This is a genomic window from Acuticoccus mangrovi (assembly GCF_016411865.1).
GTDB classification, from domain to species: Bacteria; Pseudomonadota; Alphaproteobacteria; order Rhizobiales; family Amorphaceae; genus Acuticoccus; species Acuticoccus mangrovi.
The window spans coordinates 559,889-578,214 of sequence record NZ_JAEKJA010000003.1; the positions used below are offsets into that span (position 1 = coordinate 559,889).

Annotated in this window: 17 protein-coding genes; 10 read left to right on the forward strand and 7 right to left on the reverse strand. The window is 69.3% G+C overall.

What is annotated here, in order from left to right; genetic code table 11:
• Positions 1-18: 18 nt before the first annotated feature.
• From JCR33_RS06540 to JCR33_RS06555, 4 genes are all read left to right on the forward strand, one after another.
• Positions 19-1,131: a C4-dicarboxylate TRAP transporter substrate-binding protein gene (locus JCR33_RS06540; RefSeq protein ID WP_198881206.1), complete on the forward strand. Its 1,113-nt coding sequence runs from the start codon at positions 19-21 to the stop codon at positions 1,129-1,131.
• A 244-nt stretch (positions 1,132-1,375) separates the two neighbouring features.
• Positions 1,376-2,530 carry a CaiB/BaiF CoA transferase family protein gene (locus tag JCR33_RS06545; protein WP_198881259.1) on the forward strand — a complete coding sequence of 385 codons (1,155 nt, stop codon included), beginning with the start codon at positions 1,376-1,378 and terminating at the stop codon, positions 2,528-2,530.
• A 49-nt stretch (positions 2,531-2,579) separates the two neighbouring features.
• Positions 2,580-3,338, forward strand: a complete 759-nt coding sequence (locus JCR33_RS06550) for an SDR family oxidoreductase (RefSeq protein ID WP_198881207.1) — start codon at positions 2,580-2,582, stop codon at positions 3,336-3,338.
• Between the two features lie 44 nt (positions 3,339-3,382).
• Positions 3,383-4,096: an SDR family NAD(P)-dependent oxidoreductase gene (locus JCR33_RS06555; RefSeq protein ID WP_198881208.1), complete on the forward strand. Its 714-nt coding sequence runs from the start codon at positions 3,383-3,385 to the stop codon at positions 4,094-4,096.
• Between the two features lie 26 nt (positions 4,097-4,122).
• Here the strand turns inward: JCR33_RS06555 and JCR33_RS06560 are convergent, their stop codons facing one another.
• Genes JCR33_RS06560 through JCR33_RS06570 form a run of 3 tightly spaced genes read right to left on the reverse strand, consistent with a single transcriptional unit; the run spans position 4,123 to position 7,204 of the window.
• A complete protein-coding gene (locus tag JCR33_RS06560; RefSeq protein WP_198881209.1) occupies positions 4,123-5,265 on the reverse strand; it encodes a CaiB/BaiF CoA transferase family protein in 1,143 nt (380 codons plus the stop codon).
• A gap of 30 nt (positions 5,266-5,295) precedes the next feature.
• Positions 5,296-6,054 carry an SDR family NAD(P)-dependent oxidoreductase gene (locus JCR33_RS06565; protein WP_198881210.1) on the reverse strand — a complete coding sequence of 253 codons (759 nt, stop codon included), beginning with the start codon at positions 6,052-6,054 and terminating at the stop codon, positions 5,296-5,298.
• Positions 6,055-6,064: 10 nt separating this feature from the next.
• The gene (locus JCR33_RS06570; RefSeq protein WP_198881211.1) at positions 6,065-7,204 is read right to left on the reverse strand and encodes an acyl-CoA dehydrogenase family protein; all 1,140 of its coding nucleotides are present in this window, start codon (positions 7,202-7,204) and stop codon (positions 6,065-6,067) included.
• Between the two features lie 242 nt (positions 7,205-7,446).
• On the opposite strand from JCR33_RS06570, the gene JCR33_RS06575 reads away from it, so the two are divergent.
• From JCR33_RS06575 to JCR33_RS06590, 4 genes are read left to right on the forward strand one after another with little or no spacing between them, the layout of a single operon-like run.
• On the forward strand, positions 7,447-8,493 hold the full coding sequence (locus tag JCR33_RS06575) for a cupin domain-containing protein (RefSeq protein ID WP_211110095.1): 1,047 nt from the start codon (positions 7,447-7,449) through the stop codon (positions 8,491-8,493).
• Between the two features lie 10 nt (positions 8,494-8,503).
• Positions 8,504-9,391 carry a fumarylacetoacetate hydrolase family protein gene (locus tag JCR33_RS06580; RefSeq protein WP_198881212.1) on the forward strand — a complete coding sequence of 296 codons (888 nt, stop codon included), beginning with the start codon at positions 8,504-8,506 and terminating at the stop codon, positions 9,389-9,391.
• A 26-nt stretch (positions 9,392-9,417) separates the two neighbouring features.
• The gene (gene prpB / locus JCR33_RS06585) at positions 9,418-10,326 is read left to right on the forward strand and encodes a methylisocitrate lyase (protein WP_198881213.1); all 909 of its coding nucleotides are present in this window, start codon (positions 9,418-9,420) and stop codon (positions 10,324-10,326) included.
• Position 10,327: 1 nt separating this feature from the next.
• Positions 10,328-11,464, forward strand: coding sequence for a 2-methylaconitate cis-trans isomerase PrpF family protein (locus JCR33_RS06590; protein WP_198881214.1), 1,137 nt, complete (start codon positions 10,328-10,330; stop codon positions 11,462-11,464).
• A 5-nt stretch (positions 11,465-11,469) separates the two neighbouring features.
• Here JCR33_RS06590 and JCR33_RS06595 read toward each other — a convergent pair whose 3' ends face one another.
• Positions 11,470-12,600 carry a CaiB/BaiF CoA transferase family protein gene (locus JCR33_RS06595; protein ID WP_198881215.1) on the reverse strand — a complete coding sequence of 377 codons (1,131 nt, stop codon included), beginning with the start codon at positions 12,598-12,600 and terminating at the stop codon, positions 11,470-11,472.
• A gap of 26 nt (positions 12,601-12,626) precedes the next feature.
• Positions 12,627-13,727, reverse strand: a complete 1,101-nt coding sequence (locus tag JCR33_RS06600) for a C4-dicarboxylate TRAP transporter substrate-binding protein (RefSeq protein ID WP_198881216.1) — start codon at positions 13,725-13,727, stop codon at positions 12,627-12,629.
• Positions 13,728-13,964: 237 nt separating this feature from the next.
• On the opposite strand from JCR33_RS06600, the gene JCR33_RS06605 reads away from it, so the two are divergent.
• Positions 13,965-15,068, forward strand: a complete 1,104-nt coding sequence (locus tag JCR33_RS06605) for a C4-dicarboxylate TRAP transporter substrate-binding protein (RefSeq protein WP_198881217.1) — start codon at positions 13,965-13,967, stop codon at positions 15,066-15,068.
• A 28-nt stretch (positions 15,069-15,096) separates the two neighbouring features.
• Here the strand turns inward: JCR33_RS06605 and JCR33_RS06610 are convergent, their stop codons facing one another.
• Positions 15,097-16,299: a multidrug effflux MFS transporter gene (locus JCR33_RS06610; RefSeq protein WP_198881218.1), complete on the reverse strand. Its 1,203-nt coding sequence runs from the start codon at positions 16,297-16,299 to the stop codon at positions 15,097-15,099.
• Between the two features lie 312 nt (positions 16,300-16,611).
• Positions 16,612-17,034: an Lrp/AsnC family transcriptional regulator gene (locus JCR33_RS06615; RefSeq protein WP_198881219.1), complete on the reverse strand. Its 423-nt coding sequence runs from the start codon at positions 17,032-17,034 to the stop codon at positions 16,612-16,614.
• A 179-nt stretch (positions 17,035-17,213) separates the two neighbouring features.
• On the opposite strand from JCR33_RS06615, the gene JCR33_RS06620 reads away from it, so the two are divergent.
• Entirely contained in the window at positions 17,214-18,290 is a 1,077-nt protein-coding gene (locus tag JCR33_RS06620) for an ornithine cyclodeaminase (RefSeq protein WP_198881261.1), read from the forward strand.
• Positions 18,291-18,326 lie beyond the last annotated feature (36 nt).

Consider the following 18,326-nt stretch of genomic DNA (forward strand, 5'->3'; position numbering starts at 1 on the left):
GAAAACCAGGAGGACAGGATGAAACGTGCAAGAGTTGCGACACTGAAGCTTGGGCTCGCCATGGCGCTCCTCTCCGCCGGCAGCCTGCATGCGGCCGAGCTCCGCTACGGCAGCTCGCAGCCGGCGGTGAACGCGGTCTACAAGAACGCCGTCACCCCCTTCATCGAGCGCGTCGAGGAGCAGTCGGACCTGTCGATCCGGGCCTATCCCGGCGGCCAGCTCGCCTCCGCCAAGGGCGCCCTCGATTCGCTGCGCGACGGCACCGCCGACGCCTCCCTCCTCATCCCGTTGTGGACGCCGAGCGAGCTTCCCTACATCAACGGCCTGATGCAGGTGCTCTTCACCGGCGACGATCCGATGGTCGTCACCGCCGCGATCGCGGAGACGGTGCTGCTCCACTGCCCGCCCTGCCGCGAGGAGATGCTGGAGAACGGGGCGATCTCGCTCGCCCCCTATTCCACCTCCCCCTACTACCTCCAGTGCAACAAGGCGATCGGCTCGAGCGACGACCTCAAGGGCACGCGCGCCCGCGTCGTCGGCGGCGGCCAGACACGCCTCCTCGAGGAGCTCGGCGCGACGCGCGTCATCGTCACCGCGCCGGAGATCGCCGAGGCGCTCACCCGCAACCGTATCGACTGCGCCGTCGCCCCACTCTCCTGGCTCCAGTCCTACAGCCTCGGCGACGGCGTCAAGACGATCGTCGACCAGCCGATCGGCACGGCCCGCGGCATGGAGGCGTTCGCCGTGCGCAAGGAGAGCTGGGACCGCCTCTCCGACGCCGAGCAGCAGGCGGTGGTGAAGAACCTGCCGGCCCTTCTCGCCGACATCATCGCGCGCGGCTTCGCCGAGGAGGATCGCGCCGCCATCGCCTTCGCCAAGGACCACGGCATCAGCTTCGTGGAGCCCGACGCGACGTTCACCACGGCCGTCGACACCGTGCGGCAGAACGAGCGCGAGATCGTGATGGCGGAGGCCCAGCGCCGCGGCCTCCACGACTTCGAGTCCATCCTCGACTCGCACATCGCCTCGGTCGAGAAGTGGCAGGCGCTGCGGGACGAGATCGGCGACGACACCGAGCGCTTCAACGCCACGCTCTGGGACGAGATCTACAGCAAGATCGATCTCGACTGAGACCGCCGCACCCGCGGCCTCACGGGGCGAGGAGGTCTGGACCGCTACCGGTTCGGATCTCCTCGCCCTTTGCCGTCGGGCGCATCGGCCGTCCGATGTCACACCATACGCAATCGGTCTTAGCCGCCCCCGATCCCGACCGGTACGAACACGGCAACAAAAGAGAAACTGGGCGCCCTACCGCGAACCCGTCGTTCGCCGAAGCAGGGCGCCGGTGCGGGGAGTGCGCGACATGGAGCGCGACATGGAAGGCGGCTCAGGCCCCCTTCAGGGTATCCGGATCGTCGAGATCGGCGCCATCGGCCCAGGCCCCTTCTGCGCGATGCTCCTTGCCGACATGGGCGCCGACGTCCTCAGGCTCGACCGTACCGCGGCGAGTGGCCTCGGCGTCCCCAAGGAGCCGCGCTTCGACGTCACTCGGCGCGGCCGCCCGTCCGCCGCCGTCGACCTCAAGCATCCCGACGGCGTCGCGCTCGCGAAGTCGCTGATCGCCCAGGCGGACGGCCTGATCGAGGGCTTCCGCCCCGGCGTGATGGAACGGCTCGGCCTCGGCCCCGACGATTGCGCCGCCATCAACCCGCGCCTCGTCTACGGCCGCATGACGGGCTGGGGGCAGGACGGACCCCTCGCGCACGAGGTCGGCCACGACATCAACTATCTCGCGATCAGCGGAGCGCTGGGGCTGATCGGCCGCAAGGGGCGCCCGCCGGCGATCCCCCTCAACCTCGTCGCCGACTATGGCGGCGGCGCGCTCTATCTCGCGCTCGGCCTGCTCGCGGCGCTCATCGAGGCGCAGCGCTCCGGCCGTGGCCAGGTGGTCGACGCGGCGATCCTCGACGGCGTGACCTCCCTCCTCGCCAACACCTACGGCTATCACGCGAACGGCCGGTGGACGGCGGCACTCGAGGAGAACGTCGTCGACGGCGGCGCGCCGTTCTACAACGTCTACGAGACCCGCGACGGGCGCCACGTCGCCATCGGCGCCATCGAGGCGAAATTCTACGCCGAGCTGCTCGACGTGATGGCGCTCGATCCCGCCGCACTGCCGGACCAATTCGACCGCGCCGCGTGGCCGGCGATGTGCGAGCGGTTCGCCGCCGTCTTCAAGACGCGGACCCGTGCGGAGTGGGACGCCGCGATGGCCGGCCGCGACGCCTGCTATGCGCCGGTGCTGTCGCTCGACGAGGCGATGGCCCATCCGCAGATCGCCGCGCGCCACGCGATCGTCGACATCGACGGCGTGCCCCACGCCGCCCCCGCGCCGCGCTTCTCGCGCACGCCGGCGCGGATCCGCGGCGGCGCGCGGCCCGAAGGCGCCGACACCCGCTCCGGCCTCGCCGCCTGGGGCGTCAGCGAGCGCGAGATCGCCCGCCTCCATGCCGCCGGCGCCATCAAATGACCGAAACGTCGAGAGCCGGCCGCCCGTCGCGCCGTGCCGGGAGGACAGCATGAGCCAGGAGCGCAAGGTCGCCCTCGTCACGGGTGCGGCGAGCGGGATCGGGCGCGGCATCGCCGAGCGCTTCGCGCGGGACGGCATGCACGTCGTCGCCGTCGACCGAAGCCCGGCCGTCGCCGAAGCCGCCGAGGAGATGACCCACGACGGCGGCAGCGCCGAGAGCGCGGTCGTCGACCTCGCCGATCTCGCCGCGATCGACACGCTCGTCGCCGACATCGGCGATCGCCTCGGCCGCCTCGACGTGCTCGTCAACAACGCGGGCATCTCACCCAAGATCGACGGCAAGAGAGCCGTCTCCGAGACGATGCCGATGGACCAGTGGGAAGACGTCCTGCGGGTCAACCTCACGGCGCCCTTCTACCTCTGCCGGCTCGCCCTGCCGTTCATGCGCAAGCGGTGGTGGGGGCGCATCATCAACATGTCCTCGCGCGCGGGCCGCATGCTGGTGCCGACCGCCGGCGCCCACTACGCGGCATCGAAGGCGGGGCTGATCGGCATGTCGCGCGTCATCGCCAACGAGCATGCCGCCGACGGCATCACCGTCAACTGCATCGCCCCCGGCCGCATCGTCACGCCGCTCAGCGAGCAGGGAAGCGCCGAGATGCTCGCCGCGCTGAAGGCGGAGATCCCCGTCGGGCGCGCCGGCACTCCGGCCGACGTAGCCGCCCTCGCCGCCTACATCGTGAGCCCCGAGGCGGCGTTCGTCACCGGCGTGGTGTTCGACTTCAACGGCGGCGTCTTCATGAACTGACGCGGCCGAGGCTTGCGACGGATGTTCGAGCGAGGGAGGACCACATGCGCACCGCGATCGTGACGGGCGGAGCGAGCGGCATCGGCAGGGCCTGCGTCGAGCGGCTGCGCCACGAGGGGCTGACGGTGGTGGTCGTCGACCGCGCCGTCGAGGCGGCCGACCAAGCGGACAGCTTCCGGGTCGACCTCGCCGACGACGCGGCGATCGTCGACTTCGCGTCGACCTTCCGCGCCCGCTACGGCCGGCTCGACGTTCTCGTCAACAACGCCGGCGTCCACCCGAAGAAGGACGGGGCGAAGATCCTCATCGAGGAGACGACCACGGCGATGTGGAACGCCGTCATCGCGGTGAACCTCACCGCGCCCTTCGTGCTGTTCCGGGAGCTGCTGCCGCTCCTGCGGCGGGCCGGCGACGCGCGGGTGATCAACGTCGCCTCGCGAGGCGGGCGCACCGTGTCGCCCATCGCCGCGGCGCACTATTCGGCGTCAAAGGCCGGCCTCATCGGGCTGACGCGGGTGATGGCGATCGAGGGCGCCGCGGACGGGGTGATGGTGAACTGCGTCGCCCCGGGCCCGGTGCTCACCTCGCTGTCGACGAACCTCGGCGCGGTGCGGGACGCCATGGCGAAGACGATCCCGGTCGGTCGCTACGGCAGGCCCGAGGAGATCGCCGCCGCCGTCGCCTTCCTCGCCTCGCCCGACGCCTCCTTCATCACCGGCGCCGTCATCGACGCCAACGGCGGCTCCTTCATGCCCTGACGGCGAAAGACCTCGGCGCTCCGCGCTCAGACGGAGACCTTGGCGCCGCGGGTGGCGATGAGGGCGTCGATGTCGTCCGCGCCCAATTCCGGCACGCGGTGTCCGACCTCCACCGCCGCGCCCGTCATCTTGAACGGCAGGTTCGGCACGAGGAAGGAGCCGGCGGCATCGCCGACCGTCTCGAGCGCGTGGCGCGCCGCGAGCTGCGGATCGGCCATCGCCTCGCGCACCGTGCGGTAGCGCGCGCACGGCACCTGGCCGGCGATCAGCGTCTCCTCGCACGCCGCGCTGGTGCGCTGCGACGTCCACGCCTCGATCACCTCGCAGAACCGGTTGAAGTTGGCGTAGCGGGCCTTGGGAGTCGCAAAGTCGGCGTCGGCGATCAGATCCTCCCGATCCATCGCCCGCGCCAGCATCTCGAAATTGCGCTGGGTGTTGGCGATGATCATGACGAAGCCGTCCGTGGTGCGGAACGGCCGGTAGATCGGCCGGGATTGGGTCGCAGGAAACTGCGCCTCCTGCACCTCGTAGGGCATGAGGTGCAGGATGCCTTCCAAGAGAGACAGGTCGATCATCTGCCCCTTGCCGGTTTGCCCGCGCTGGACGAGCGCGGCGTTGATCGCGATCGTCGCATAGGCAGCGCTGAGGACGTCGGCGAAGAAGAAGACGGCGTTCGCCGGCCGCGTCAGCTCCTGCTGATAGTGGAGGTTGGCGAGGTCGTAGCCGGAGGAGGCCTGGATGATCTGCGCGTAGGCCGGCCGGTCGATCCCGACGCCGGTCTGGCCGAAGCCGGAGATCGCGCAGTAGACGAGGCCGGGGTTGGTCGCCGCCGTCGCCTCGTAGCCGAGCCCGAAGCGCGCCATCACGCCGGGCCGAAAGTTCTCGACGACGACGTCCGCGGTGTCGACCAGCGCCTTCGCCTTGGCGAGGTCGTCGGGGTTCTTGAGATCGAGCACAACGCTCTTCTTGCCGGCATTGAGGTGGCCGAAATAGGTGCTCTTGCCCTCACGCAGCGGCGCCTGGGTACGCAGATAGTCGCCGCCCTCGGCCTCGATCTTGATGACCTCGGCACCCATATCGGCGAGGTAGCGCGTGCAATAGGGCCCGGCCATCATCGTCGTGAAGTCGACGACGCGGATCGACGACAGCGCGCCTTGGTTCGTTTCCATCGGTGTTGTCCTTCGTTGGTGCGACGCGCGTCACAGGGCGGCGTTGGCACGGCCCCCGTCGGCCAGGATGACTTCGCCGGTCACGTAGGCGCTGCGCCCGCTCGCCAGAAATGTCGCGAGTTCGGCGATGTCTTCGGCGGCGCCGAGGCGGCCGAGCGGCGTGATCGCGAGGCGCCGCGCGATCCCCTCGGCGCCGACCTTCGCGACGGCGGCCGGCGTCTCGATGAAGCCCGGAGCGATGGCGTTGACGCGAATGTTGTGCGGGCCGAGATCGACCGCGAGCTGACGCGTCAGCCCCGCCACCGCCGCCTTCACGGCGCAGTAGGAGGCCGAGGCCGGCGTCGCCCGGATCGCCGCGGAGGACGACAGGTTGACGATGGTGCCGCCGCCGCGGCGCAGCATGTGCGGCACCGCCGCCTGCGCCATGAACACCGGCCCCTTGACCGCGACGGCGAACATCCTGTCGAGCGTCGCCTCGTCGATGTCGGCGAGTGGCTGGTAGCGCAGCCACGCCGCATTGTTCACCACCGTGTCGATGCCGCCGTATGCTGCGGCGAGCGCGTCCACCGTCCGCCGGACGGCGGCGCTGTCGGTGATGTCGAGGACGCGGCTGTCGGCGCGACCGCCGGCGCCCCGGATGGTCGCGACGGTCTCGGCGAGGTCCGCCTCCTTGAGGTCGAGCGCGATCGCATGCGCCCCTTCGCGCGCCATCGCCGCGGCGATGGCGCGGCCGATCCCACGGCCGGCGCCCGTCACCAAGGCGACGCGCCCGGCAAGCTCGGTTCCCATCCCCTCGGCCTCAGGCCACGAGACGGCGGCCGATGATCATGCGCTGGATCTCGTTCGTGCCCTCGATGATCTGGTTGAGCTTGGCGTCGCGCATCATCCGCTCCACCGGATAGTCCTTGGAATAGCCGGCGCTGCCCATCGCCTGGACGGCCTCGGTCGTCACCTCCATCGCGACGTCGGTGACGTAGCACTTCGCCATCGCGGCGATCATCGCGAGCCGGCTGTGGTCGCCCGAATCGATCTCCGCGCAGATCGAATAGAGCAGCGCCCGTGCCGCCTCGGTCTTCATCGCCATGTCGGCGAGCTTGAACTGCATGCCCTGGAAATGCGCCACGGGCCGGCCAAACTGCTTGCGCTCCTTGCAGAACGCGACGGCGCAGTCGAGCGCGCCCTGAGCGAGGCCGAGGGAGGAGCCGCCGATGGTCGGCCGGTTGAGGTCCAGGATCTTCATGCAGGACTTGAAGCCGCTGCCCTCCTCGCCGAGCATGCAGTCGGCTGGCACCACCATGTCCTCGAAGAAGAGCTCGTGATTGGGCGCACCGTTACGGCCCATCTTGCGCTCCTTGCGCCCAACCTTGAAGCCCGGTGTCTTGGTGTCGACGATGAAGGCGCTGATGGAATCGGACGCATCGTCCTCGGACGTCTTGGCGAACACCAGCACATAGTCGGCGTGACCGCCCCAAGTGATCCAGGTCTTCTGTCCGTTGATCACGTAGCTGTCGTTGCCCTGGCGCTTGGCGGTGGTGCGCATCGAGCGGACGTCCGACCCGGTCTGCGGCTCGGTCATCGCCACGGCGGTGATCACCTTGCCGGCGCCCGACTGCGGCAGATATTTCCTCTTCTGCTCCTCGGTGCCGATGTGCAGGAGCGGCAGGATCAGCCCGATCGAGTTGTTGCCGCAGAGCGCGGAGGCCGTCAGCGAGACCTTGCCGAGCTCCTCCTTGGCGATGCAGACGGTGGTGAGATCGCCGCCCGGGCCGCCATACTCCTCCGGCACCCAGAGCTGGAGAAGCCCCAGCTCGCCGAACAGCTCCGCAAGCTCGTGCGGGAATTCGTCCTCGTCGTCGATCTTGGCCGCGATCGGCGCGACCTCCTGCTCGCTCACCTTCCGGACCATGTCCCGAAACGCAACCTGTTCGTCAGTGAACATCCAGCCCGGGCCTCCTCCACCCATTCATTATTTGAGCCGTCCAAAGTCGCTGATGGATGCCGCCTGAATTCCGCAAGGGTCCAATACGTTTCGCCCCCATTTCTCATATCGTATCGCTCTGATTGCGTGCGTTGACACCCAATCTTCGCAGTCATATTCGTCCAATCAGCTTGGTTGTGGCGGTCGACATCAAGAATACACCGCCGCCGTGACCTGTAATTCCGCAACTCGAGGAGGACGTCGTGGCGGAGACCATGCCAACCGACGCCGACGCGCGCAGGGCGCTCGCGTCCCATCTCAAGAGCCTGAACTTCGCCGTGCACCAGCCCGACGATCCGCCGCTGTTCACGCCCGAGCCCCGCCCGACGATGCGCCCGTGGCATTGGAAGGCCGGCGACATCAAGGCGTGCCTCGACCAGATCGGCGAGCAGATCAAGCTCGAAGCGGGCGGCGTGCGGCGGACGCTGCGCCTCGCCAACCCGGGCATTCCCTGGGGCACGACGCCCTCGCTGTGGGCCTCGATCCAGTACATCCTGCCGGGCGAGGTCGCGACGGCGCACCGCCACACCGCCTCGGCGCTGCGCTTCATCATGCGCGGCAAGGGCGCCGACACCACCGTCGACGGCGAGAAGTACGAGATGAACGAGGGCGACCTCGTGCTCACGCCGAGCTGGGCCTATCACGACCACGAGCACAAGGGCGACGAGCCGATGGTGTGGCTCGACGTCCTCGACATCACGCTGGTGCGCAACATCGACGCCGTGTTCTTCGAAGGCTCGGATCTGCCGCGCCGGCCGGTCAACACGATCTCCGACGCGTCCTACCGCGAGTTCGGCAGCGGCATCATGCGTCCCCTGCGGCCCCGCTTCGCCCAGTTCGACAACCCTCTGCTGGTCTATTCGCGCGAGCGCGCCGAGGCGGCGGTGATGGAAGCCTCCGGCCTCAGCCCCGACCCCTATGACGACACGGCGCTCGAATATCTCAACCCGGAGACGGGCGCGCCCGCGATGCGCACCATCGGCACCGTGCTCCAGCGTCTGCGGCCCGGGATCTCGCTGGCGCCGCACCGCCACACCGGCAGCTCGGTCTACTACGTCATTCGCGGCACCGGCCGCACTGTCGTCGACGACGAGACGTTCGACTGGGGACCGGGCGACTTCTTCGCCATCCCGTCCTGGTCGCGCCACGCCCACGCCAACCGCTCGCAGACCGACGACGCGCTGCTGTTCCAGGTGAACGACATCCCCGCCGTCCGCGCCTTGGGCTTCTGGCGCGAGGCGGAAGGTTGAGGCGGCGCTGATGAAGATCGCAAGGTTCAACGGCGGCCGCATCGGTCTCGTCGAGGGTGACGAGATCGCCGACCTCACCGAGGCGGAGGGGATCGACCCGGCGAGCTGGCCGCCCGTCGGCATGGTCCGCTTCATCGCCCGTCACGCCGCGCGGCCGGCCGACATCGCCCGCCTGGCGGAGGGTGCCCCGCGGCTTCGCCTCGGCGACGTCCGGCTCGACTGCCCCATCGACTGGCCCAACAAGGTCGTCGCGATGCCGGCCAACTACACGGCCCACATCGAGGAGCAGAAGACCTCGAAGGTCGGGCTGATCTCGGCCTTTCCGGCCAGTGCGCAGGGCTTCTTCGTCAAGGCGAACTCCAGCCTTTCCGGGCCCGCCGACCCCATCGTCCTCCCGCCGCTCGATGGCCGCGAGATCCACCACGAGTGCGAGCTCGCCATCATCATCGGCAAGGGCGGGCGCTCGATCCCGCGCGCCGAGGCGCTCGACCATGTGTTCGGCTACGCCTGCCTGATCGACGTCGTCGTGCGCGGCAAGGAAGAGCGCGTCATGCGCAAGTCCTACGACACCTTCTGCCCGCTCGGCCCCACCATCGTGACCGCGGACGAGATCGCCGATCCGTTCGACATCGATCTGGAGCTCACCGTCAACGGCGAGGTCCGGCAGCAGGCCAACACGCGCGACATGCTGGTCGACATCCCGGCGATGATCGAGATGGCCTCGGCGGTGATGACCCTCTATCCGGGCGACGTGTTCGCGAGCGGCACGCCGGCGGGCGTCGGACCGATCCGCGCCGGCGACGTCGTGGTCAGCTCGGCCGCCGGCGTCGGCCGCCTGACGCTCGACGTGGTGCGCGGCGAGAACGGCGCCCACCCCGTATGGAACAAAGCGGCCTAAGCGGCACGCGATCTCAAGAGGCAACGATGTATCTGAAGGCATCCGACTATCCCTCGACGGCTCCAGGTGAGGTGATCGCCGCCCTTTGGAAGCGCCCTCACATTCTGAGGATGCCCGGGGCACACAACGGAATGGCCGCAATGCAGGCCCGCGGCGCCGGCTTCGAGGCGCTCTACCTCTCGGGCGCCGCGATGACCGCGAGCATGGGCCTGCCCGACCTCGGCATCATCACGGTCGACGAGGTCGCCTTCTTCGTCCGCCAGCTCTGGCGCGCCTCGGGGCTGCCGATCCTGGTGGACGGCGACACCGGCTACGGCGAGGCACTCAACGTGATGCACATGGTGCGCGTCTTCGAGGAGGCCGGCGCCGCGGCGGTCCAGATCGAGGACCAGCAGCTTCCCAAGAAGTGCGGTCACCTCAACGACAAGCACCTCGCGAGCGCCGAGGAGATGGCCGCCAAGGTAGCCGCGGCGCGCACCGCCCGGCGTCACCTGCGCATCGTCGCGCGCACCGACGCGGCCGCGTCGGAGGGCCTCGACGGCGCCATCGCCCGCGCCCGCCTCTATCTCGACGCGGGCGCCGACGCGATCTTTCCCGAAGCGCTCGGCTCGCGCGCGGACTTCGTCGCCTTCGCCAAGGCGGTCAACGCGCCGCTCCTCGCCAACATGACGGAGTTCGGCCGCACCCCCGAGATGACCGCGCAGGAGTTCGAGGACCTCGGCTACAAGATGGTGATCTGGCCGGTCAGCTCGCTCCGCGTCGCCAACAAGGCGCAGGAGCGGCTCTACGATATCCTCCGCCGCGACGGCTCCACGGCGGCGGCGCAGACCGAGATGCAGACCCGCAAGGAGCTCTACGCCACCATCGGCCTCAACGGCTACGAGGAGCTCGACCGCACGCTGGTGCTGTCCACGCTGCCGATGGTGGCGAGCTGAGGTGGGCGAGCGGAAGGTTCGCGCCGTCTACATGCGCGGCGGCACGAGCCGTGCGCTGATGTTCCGCCGCGACGATCTCCCACCCGCCGACAGCGCCGACGACTACGCCGCCTGGCGCGACATCTTCCTTGGCGCGATCGGCAGCCCCGACCCCAACGGTCGCCAGCTCAACGGCATCGGCGGCGGCATCTCCTCGCTGTCGAAGGTCGCCGTCATCGGTGCCCCGACCCACCCCGAGGCGGACGTCGACTACACCTTCGGACAGGTGGGCGTGTTCCGGCCCACCGTCGGCTACCGCGGCAATTGCGGCAACATCTCCTCCGCCGTCGGCCCGTTCGCCGTCGACGAGGGGATCGTCGCGGCCGGCGGGGACCATGCCGCGGTGCGCATCCACAACACCAACACCGGCAAGATCATCATCGCCGAGTTCGCCCTCGAGGACGGTCGCGCGGTCGTCGAGGGCGCCTACGAGCTCCAGGGTGTCGCCGGGACCGGGGCGCCGATCCGGCTCACCTTCCGCGACCCCGGCGGGGCGAGCACGGGCCGGCTCCTGCCGACGGGCTCCGCGAACGACCGCCTGCCGATCGCGGGTCGGACCGCGCTGCCCGTCTCGATGGTCGACGCGGCCAATCCGGTCTGCTTCCTCGCCGCCCAAAGCCTCGGCCTCACCGGTCGGGAGGCGCCCGACACGCTCGCCGCCGACGCCGACATCATGAAGACGCTGCGCGACATCCGGGTCGCCGCGGCGGTCGCGATGACGCTCGCGCCCGACGAGCGGCACGTGCGCGAGGTGCTGACGAACCTCCCCCTCGTCGCCCTCGTCGCTCCCCCCGATCCCGCCGCCCATCCGGACGAGGCCGGCGTCGACATCATCGTGCGCATGGTCTCCTCCGACCAGCCGCACAAGGCGAGCCCCCTCACCGGTGCGCTGTGCGTCGCGGCCGCCGCGCACGTGCCCGGCTCGGTGGTGGCCGACGCGATGGGACCGCCGCACGCGGGAGATCTCGTCATCCGCCATCCGAGCGGCCGCCTCGAGGTGGCGGCGGAGATGGCGACGGTGGACGGCGAGGAGAAGCTCGTGTCGGTCACCGCCATCCGCACCGCCCGCCGGATCATGGAGGGCGACGTCTACTACTGAGGCGTCTACTCCTGAGGCTTCGCGCTGGTCCTCGCGCGGGCCACCGGCGCCTCGGTGCCGAGCTCCGGCACATGCGCGCCGACGGCGACCGGCACCCCGTCGAGGCGGAACGGCAGCCGTGGGATCTTGACCGGCCCGCTCGCGTCGTGGGTCGTCGCCATCGACTGGAGCGCCTCCACCTGCGGATCGCGGAGCGCGTCCGCCACGCTGTTGTAGCGCCCGCACGGAACGCCGGCGGCGCACAGCACCTCCTCGCATGCCTGCGTCGAGTGGCCGGCCGTCCAGTCCCCGATCGCCGCCATCAGCGCGTCCCAATGGGCGTAACGGTCCTCGACGGTGGCAAAGCGCGGGTCCTCCAGCATGTCGGGGCGGCCGATGGCGCGGCACACATTCTCGAAGTTCTTCGGCGTCGTCGGCGCGACGAGGATGAAGCCGTCGGCGGTCGCCATCGGCTCGTACTTCGCGCGCGGCCGCTCGACGGGGAACTGCGCGGCCTGGATCTCGTAGACCATCAGATTGAGCATGCCCTCCAGCAGCGAGACGTCGACATGGTGCCCCTTGCCGTCGCGCGCCCGCTGGTGAAGCGCGGCGAGGATCGCCGACAACGCATGGCTCGCCGCCAGCGCATCCGCCACGAAGAGCACGCTGTTGGCCGGCTTCTCCTGGCCCTCCTGATAGGACATGAAGGCCCGATCATAGCCCGACACGGCGTGCACCACCTGGGCGTAGGCGGGCCGCTGGGCGCTCGGCCCGGTCTGGCCGAAGCCGGAGATGGAGCAGTAGACGACGCGCTCGTTGCCAGCGCGGACGGTGTCGTAGTCGAGCCCCAGCCGCGCCATCACGCCCGGGCGGAAGCTCTCCACCACGATGTCGGCCGCGCCGACGAGGCGGCGCGCCTGAGCGAGCCCCTCCTCGGTCTTGAGGTCGATCACCACGCTCGCCTTGCCGGCATTGAGGTGGGCGAAGTAGGCGCTGCGGCCCTCGCGCAGCGGGGGGCGGCTGCGCATGTAGTCGCCCCCCGGCTCTTCCACCTTCGTCACCTCCGCGCCGAGGTCGGCGAGGTAGCGCGTGCACAGCGGCCCCGCCATCATGCTCGTGAAGTCGACCACCTTCAGGCCGGCCAGCATCGATGTCATGAGAAGTGCGATCCCTCGGGCCCGAGCTAGAACTTGCTGTAGACTTCGCGGTAGAGCGCATCGACGAGGGATGCCTCGTCGCCCTCCGCGTCGGTCACGATGGTGCGCCACTTGGCGAGGACGGTCATGAACTCGTCCACCGTCGCCTTGGCGTCCGGAATGCCGCGCCGCTCGGCGTCCGCGATCACCTCCAGGCGGTGGCTCTCGGAGAATTCGGCGAGGATCGTGGTGATGTCCTCGCCCGGCTCGATGACGGTGTATCCGGCCGCCTCCGCGCCGTTCAGCACCGCGGCGTCGGCATCCTCGTAGGCGGTGGCGGAACGCACGACGCCGAGCGCGGCGCCACGCTTCAGGGCATCCTTCTGCGCGTCGTCGAGGTCGGCCCACTTGTCGAGGCTGACGTCGAGCAGCGGCCCGCCGAAGGCCGTTCCCATGCCGAGCAGGAGGATGTTCTTGGCGACGTCGCCGATCGAGAAGGAGGTCAGCCATCCGGGCGAGCCGAGCGTGCAGTCGAGCTGGCCGCGCTGCAGGCCCTCGTAGGTCTCCGCGATGGTGACGTTGACGGGCACCATGCCGAGCGCGGTGGCGAGATTACCGAAGGCGCCCGGGGCGCGCACGCGCTTGCCGGCGAGATCGTCGAGCGTCGCGAGCGGCTCGCGGCACAGGAGAGAATAGGAGCTCACCCCGTAGCCGCCGAGATATTGGATGTTCCAATCCTCGATCTCGCTCTTGCAGCGGGGGCAGCGCAGGAGATTCATCTCGGTGGTGGCGGCGGCGACGGCCCGCGTGTCGGCGGCGATGCCGGGCGCGAGATTGATCGTCACGTTGAGCTGGGGCAGCTCGGAGGGGAAATAGATCGAGGACACCTGCGCGCCGTCGACGAGCCCGTCGCGCACCGCACTGAGCGCCGTCGTGGTCGTCACCACCGAGCCGCCGCTCAGGAGGTCGAACGAGACGCTCCCGTCCGTCAGCCGCTCGCTCTCCTCGATGAAGGGGATGACGCCGTGCTCGACCAGCGTCGAGGTCGGTGCACCATAGGTTCCGTAGCTGATCGAGACGTCGGCGGCCGCCGCCGCACCGCAAACCAGAGCGCTCCCTAAGACCAGGGGCAAGACACGCGCCTTCATGTGGGCTTTCCTCCATTTTAGGCGCAAGTCTCCGATGGACCGGCGCCGCGTCCCAATACGAAACGCCGACCCTCACCATATCCTTTTCGTATCCGGACGAGGGTTGGATAGCCTCGCCCTCTCATGGAAGTCGCGAAAGATATTAGCGGCTGCGGCCACGGCCTGCTGTCCTTGCGGCGCATACGCCCAAGCAAAGACCAAGCTCACGCGATGGGCTGTCGACCGGGAGGACACACCATGACCATGCGCTGCGCGCTGTTGAGCGCGCTCGTCCTGTTGCCGTGCGGGCCGGGAATGGCCGCCGACGTGAACCTGACCTACGGGGCCTACGGTGCCCCCAACTCCACGCTGGTGGAGTACGGGGTCATTCCGTTCCTTGAAACCGCGAAGGCCGAATCGGGCGGCTCCATCGACTATACGCTGCACGCCGGCGGCGCGCTGGTCGGCCCCTCGACCACGCTCGCCGGCATCCGCGACGGACTGGTCGACGGCGGCCAGCTCCTCGCCGTCTACAACCCCGCCGAGCTTCCCACCATCAACCTCGCCATGGGCCTCGGCCCGGGCCTCGACACCGACCCCGTGGCGCTCGGAGCCGCGGTCACCGAGTTCGCGCTTCTCGAGTGCCCGAAGTGCCTCGAGGAGTTCGAGGAAGCGAACATCCAGTTCCTCGGCGGCTATTCCTCCTCGGCCTATTCGCTCTTGTGCAGTGAGCCGATGGCCTCGCTCGAGGATCTCGCCGGCAAGCGCGTGCGCGCCGCCGGGGTCTGGGGCCAGCTCGCCGCCAAGCTCGGCATGGTGCCCGTCAACCTCACCATCGGCGAGACCTACGAGGGCCTGCAGCGCGGCCAGCTCTCCTGCACGTTCGGCACGCCCGGGTGGCTCGAGACCTTCTCCATGGGCGACGTCGCCCCCAACGTCTACCTGCTCGAATACGGCTACTCGTTCTCCGGCCCGATCACCAACGTACGCCTCGACCTGTGGACGACGCTGACCGAGGAGCAGAAGAACGCCCTCAAGAAGGGTGCCGCGATCGCCGTCATCCGCGCCTCCGAGGCCTACCGGCAGGCCGACGCCGACATCCTGAAGGACGCCGAGGCGAAGGGCTACCACGTCGTCGAGGCCGACTCGGCGTCGCTTGCCGCGCTCGACGGCTTCACCGACGAGCTGACGCAGTCGATCATCGCCCGCGCCGCCGACCGCGGCCAGGAGGGCGCCGAAGAGGTCATCACCCGCTTCCGCAAGGTACTCGCCAAGTGGGAAGGCATCGTCGCCGAGGCCGAGGGCGACGAAGCCGTCCTCGTCGACCGGCTGATGAGCGACGTCTACGCCAAGGTGGACTAGGCTCGCCCGAGCGCGCCGCGGCGGCCCGTCAGTCGCCGCGGCGCGCTCGCAGCCAGAGGAAGGTGCACAGGCACCCCACGCCGTAGCCCAGCGGGATGATGGTGAAGATCGCCACCATCGGCTGATGGAGAAGACCCGCCGCGCTGCCCACGAGGAAGCCGGTCGCCATCTGGGAGAAGCCGAGGATCGAGGAGGCCATGCCCGCGTCCTCGGGAAAGCCGCGCATCGCCGCCGTCATCAGCGCGGGCAGCATGTGCGCCGAGCCGAACGCCACCAGCGCGATCGGCGCCATCACGGTGATGACCGACGGCCTCGGCCCGAGGAGCTGCACCGCGAGACCCAGCGTGCCGACGAGGGCGAAGCCGACGCCCATCGCGGCGAGCCGCCGCGGCGCCCAGAAGCGGGACAGCGTTCGCGCCACGATCGAGCCCGTCATGTACATACCTGACTGGAAGATCATCCAGAGGCCGTAGCCGGTCGGCGACAGACCGATCTCGCCGATGATGAGGAACGGCAGCACGCTCGCGAGCGCGTACATCGTGCCACCGACGCCGGCGACGCCGAGGGTCGGCACCATGTAGCGCCAGTCGGTCACGAGGCGCCGGGCGGAGCGCCACAGCGGGCCGAGCCTGAGCTGGCCGGGTCGCGGCGGCCGCGTCTCCCGCAGGCCGAAGCCGATGGCGAAGATGACGACCAGCGACCAGACCGCGAGCAAGACGAAGATCGCCCGCCAGTTCAAGAACTCGACGATGACGCCGCCGATGCTCGGGGCGAGGGTCGGACCGATGGCGATCACCGTCGCCATCAGGCTGAGGACGCGCACCGACGTTTCGCCGTCGAAGAGATCGCGCACGATGGCGCGCGTGACGGCGACCCCGACGGCCGCGCCAATTCCCTGGAAAAAGCGCGCCGCAAGCAGCATTTCCGGATTCACGGCGACCAGCGCCGCGAGAGTCGCCAGGAAGTAGAGGGCGAAGAAGGCGAGCGCCACCGGCTTGCGGCCGAGGCTGTCGGAGAGCGTTCCGCAGACGAGCTGGAACACTGCGAAGCCGGCGAAGAACAGCGTGATCGACAGGCTGATGACGTCGGCGGAGGTTCCGAGGTCCGCGGTGATCTGCGGCAGGGCCGGGGCGTAGATGGAGACCGAGACCGGGCCCAAGCCGATCATCAGTCCGCCGATCAGCGAGATTCTGAGCTCGCTGTCGGTTCCGCCGGGTGCGGCTACGGCCATGTGGGGGTCGCGTGATGATTGCCGCCGGTCGAGGTGCCCGTCCCGATCGGGCCACCGGTCGCGCAGGAGTCCATGGACTGTTCTTCGTCCTTTTCGATCTTGGAAACGTCGTGTCGTCGCCGTCCGGAGGGCACAGGATCCTGCGCCGTTCGGAGAGAGACTTCCATATGTCGAAAAAGCCGGACTAATGCACGCAGCTCGAATACCGAATGCGTGTCACACAATAGCGACTGTGTATCTCCGCCACCCCGGCGGAGGCACCGGCGGCGGCAGAGCGGATCGCGGGCGGGGTCCCGCCGCCTTGGTGCCGGCTCACACAGCGGCCAACAGAAGGTTGGTCTCGCTGCTGACCACGCCGGGAATCTCGCGCACCTCCCGCAGGACACGGTCCAGGTCGCCGAGCGTCTCGGTGCGGATCTCGGCGACGAGGTCCCAGGCGCCGTTCGTCGAGTGCAGCGAGGCGATGTCCGGAATCGCGCGCAGCGCCTCGATCACCATCCGCGACATGCTGCCGTTCAGCTCCACCATCATGATGGCGCGAACGCCCGGCTCCTCGTCGACGTCGGTCATGACGGTGAACTTGCGGATCCGGCCGCGCGCCACCAGCCGCTCGAGGCGCTGCTTCACGGTCGTGCGCGAGAGTGACAGGTGGTGCGCGAGCTCCGTTAGCGAGAGGCGGGCGTTGTCCTTCAAGAGCGCCAGAAGACGGCGGTCGGTATCGCCGAGCTTGGTCATGTCTGTCCTTGCGTTTCGCAGCTTCGCACCGCCGATCCGTGCAACCATCGTGGCGCAATGGGCGGTTTTGCAGACTTACGCCCGCCACGGCACCAGCGCATCCTGCAAGCGCCGACGGAGACGATCGGCACCCCGGCGCGTCGCGCACCGCACCTCAATAGCCTACCGATGGACCGATGATGACCGCACTGCCCCCTTCCGATCTCGCCATGGTGCCGTTCGTGAGCGTCGCCAACATGCTGCGGCTCGTCGCCGAGATCGGCGTCGAGACGGTACTCGCCGAGCTGGCCGACGCCATGGAGGCCGATTTCAGGCGCTGGCCCGATTTCGAGAAGGTGCCGCGGATCGCCAGCCACTCCGCCGGCGGCGTGATCGAGCTGATGCCCGCCTCCGACGGGCGCCTCTACGGCTTCAAGTACGTGAACGGGCATCCGAAGAACACGCGCTCGGGACATCAGACGGTGACCGCCTTCGGAGTCCTGTCGGACGTCGAGACCGGCTACCCTCTCCTTCTCAGCGAGATGACGATCCTGACGGCGATGCGGACGGCTGCGACCTCCGCCCTCGCCGCCCGCCACCTCGCGCCCAAGGGGGCGCGGACGATGGCGATGATCGGCAACGGCGCGCAGTGCGAGTTTCAGGCGCTCGCCTTCCGCACCATCGTCGGCGTCGACGCGGTGCGCCTCTTCGACGTCAGCCCCGAGGCAACCGCCAAGGCGGCGCGCAACCTCGCCAACCGGGGGCTGAAGGTGACGGCCTGCCGATCCGCCGAAGCCGCGGTGGAAGGCGCCGAGATCATCACCACCTGCACCGCCGACAAGCAGCGCGCGACGATCCTGTCGGACAACATGGTCGGCGCGGGCGTGCACATCAACGCCATCGGCGGCGACTGCCCGGGCAAGACCGAGCTGCATCCCGACATCGTGCGTCGGGCGTCGGTGTTCACCGAGTTCACGCCGCAGACCCGCATCGAGGGCGAGCTCCAGTCGCTCCCGCCCGATCACCCCGCGACCGAGCTGTGGGAGGTCATCACCGGGGCGGCGCCCGGGCGGCGCGAGGCGGGTGAGATCACCCTCTTCGACAGCGTGGGCTTCGCGGTCGAAGACTTCACGGCGCTGCGCTACATCCATGAGCGGGTGCAGCGGTCATCGCATGTGGAGATGTTGGACCTTCTCGCCGACCCGGACGATCCGCGCGACCTCTTCGGCATGCTCGTGAGGGCCGGCGTCTCCGCGGCACCGCGCCCGCAAGGCTAGGCTCCGGCCCTAACCATTTCCTTACCGTTCTCGTGT

What these genes read in the sequence shown, in the direction of transcription:
- JCR33_RS06615 (WP_198881219.1), bottom strand. Translation starts at nt 17,034, where the DNA reads ATGACCAAGCTCGGCGATACCGACCGCCGTCTTCTGGCGCTCTTGAAG.
- JCR33_RS06565 (WP_198881210.1), bottom strand. Translation starts at nt 6,054, where the DNA reads ATGGGAACCGAGCTTGCCGGGCGCGTCGCCTTGGTGACGGGCGCCGGC.
- JCR33_RS06555 (WP_198881208.1), top strand. Translation starts at nt 3,383, where the DNA reads ATGCGCACCGCGATCGTGACGGGCGGAGCGAGCGGCATCGGCAGGGCC.
- JCR33_RS06540 (WP_198881206.1), top strand. Translation starts at nt 19, where the DNA reads ATGAAACGTGCAAGAGTTGCGACACTGAAGCTTGGGCTCGCCATGGCG.
- JCR33_RS06610 (WP_198881218.1), bottom strand. Translation starts at nt 16,299, where the DNA reads ATGGCCGTAGCCGCACCCGGCGGAACCGACAGCGAGCTCAGAATCTCG.
- JCR33_RS06600 (WP_198881216.1), bottom strand. Translation starts at nt 13,727, where the DNA reads ATGAAGGCGCGTGTCTTGCCCCTGGTCTTAGGGAGCGCTCTGGTTTGC.
- JCR33_RS06605 (WP_198881217.1), top strand. Translation starts at nt 13,965, where the DNA reads ATGACCATGCGCTGCGCGCTGTTGAGCGCGCTCGTCCTGTTGCCGTGC.
- prpB (WP_198881213.1), top strand. Translation starts at nt 9,418, where the DNA reads ATGTATCTGAAGGCATCCGACTATCCCTCGACGGCTCCAGGTGAGGTG.
- JCR33_RS06620 (WP_198881261.1), top strand. Translation starts at nt 17,214, where the DNA reads ATGACCGCACTGCCCCCTTCCGATCTCGCCATGGTGCCGTTCGTGAGC.
- JCR33_RS06570 (WP_198881211.1), bottom strand. Translation starts at nt 7,204, where the DNA reads ATGTTCACTGACGAACAGGTTGCGTTTCGGGACATGGTCCGGAAGGTG.
- JCR33_RS06550 (WP_198881207.1), top strand. Translation starts at nt 2,580, where the DNA reads ATGAGCCAGGAGCGCAAGGTCGCCCTCGTCACGGGTGCGGCGAGCGGG.
- JCR33_RS06545 (WP_198881259.1), top strand. Translation starts at nt 1,376, where the DNA reads ATGGAAGGCGGCTCAGGCCCCCTTCAGGGTATCCGGATCGTCGAGATC.
- JCR33_RS06595 (WP_198881215.1), bottom strand. Translation starts at nt 12,600, where the DNA reads ATGACATCGATGCTGGCCGGCCTGAAGGTGGTCGACTTCACGAGCATG.
- JCR33_RS06580 (WP_198881212.1), top strand. Translation starts at nt 8,504, where the DNA reads ATGAAGATCGCAAGGTTCAACGGCGGCCGCATCGGTCTCGTCGAGGGT.
- JCR33_RS06560 (WP_198881209.1), bottom strand. Translation starts at nt 5,265, where the DNA reads ATGGAAACGAACCAAGGCGCGCTGTCGTCGATCCGCGTCGTCGACTTC.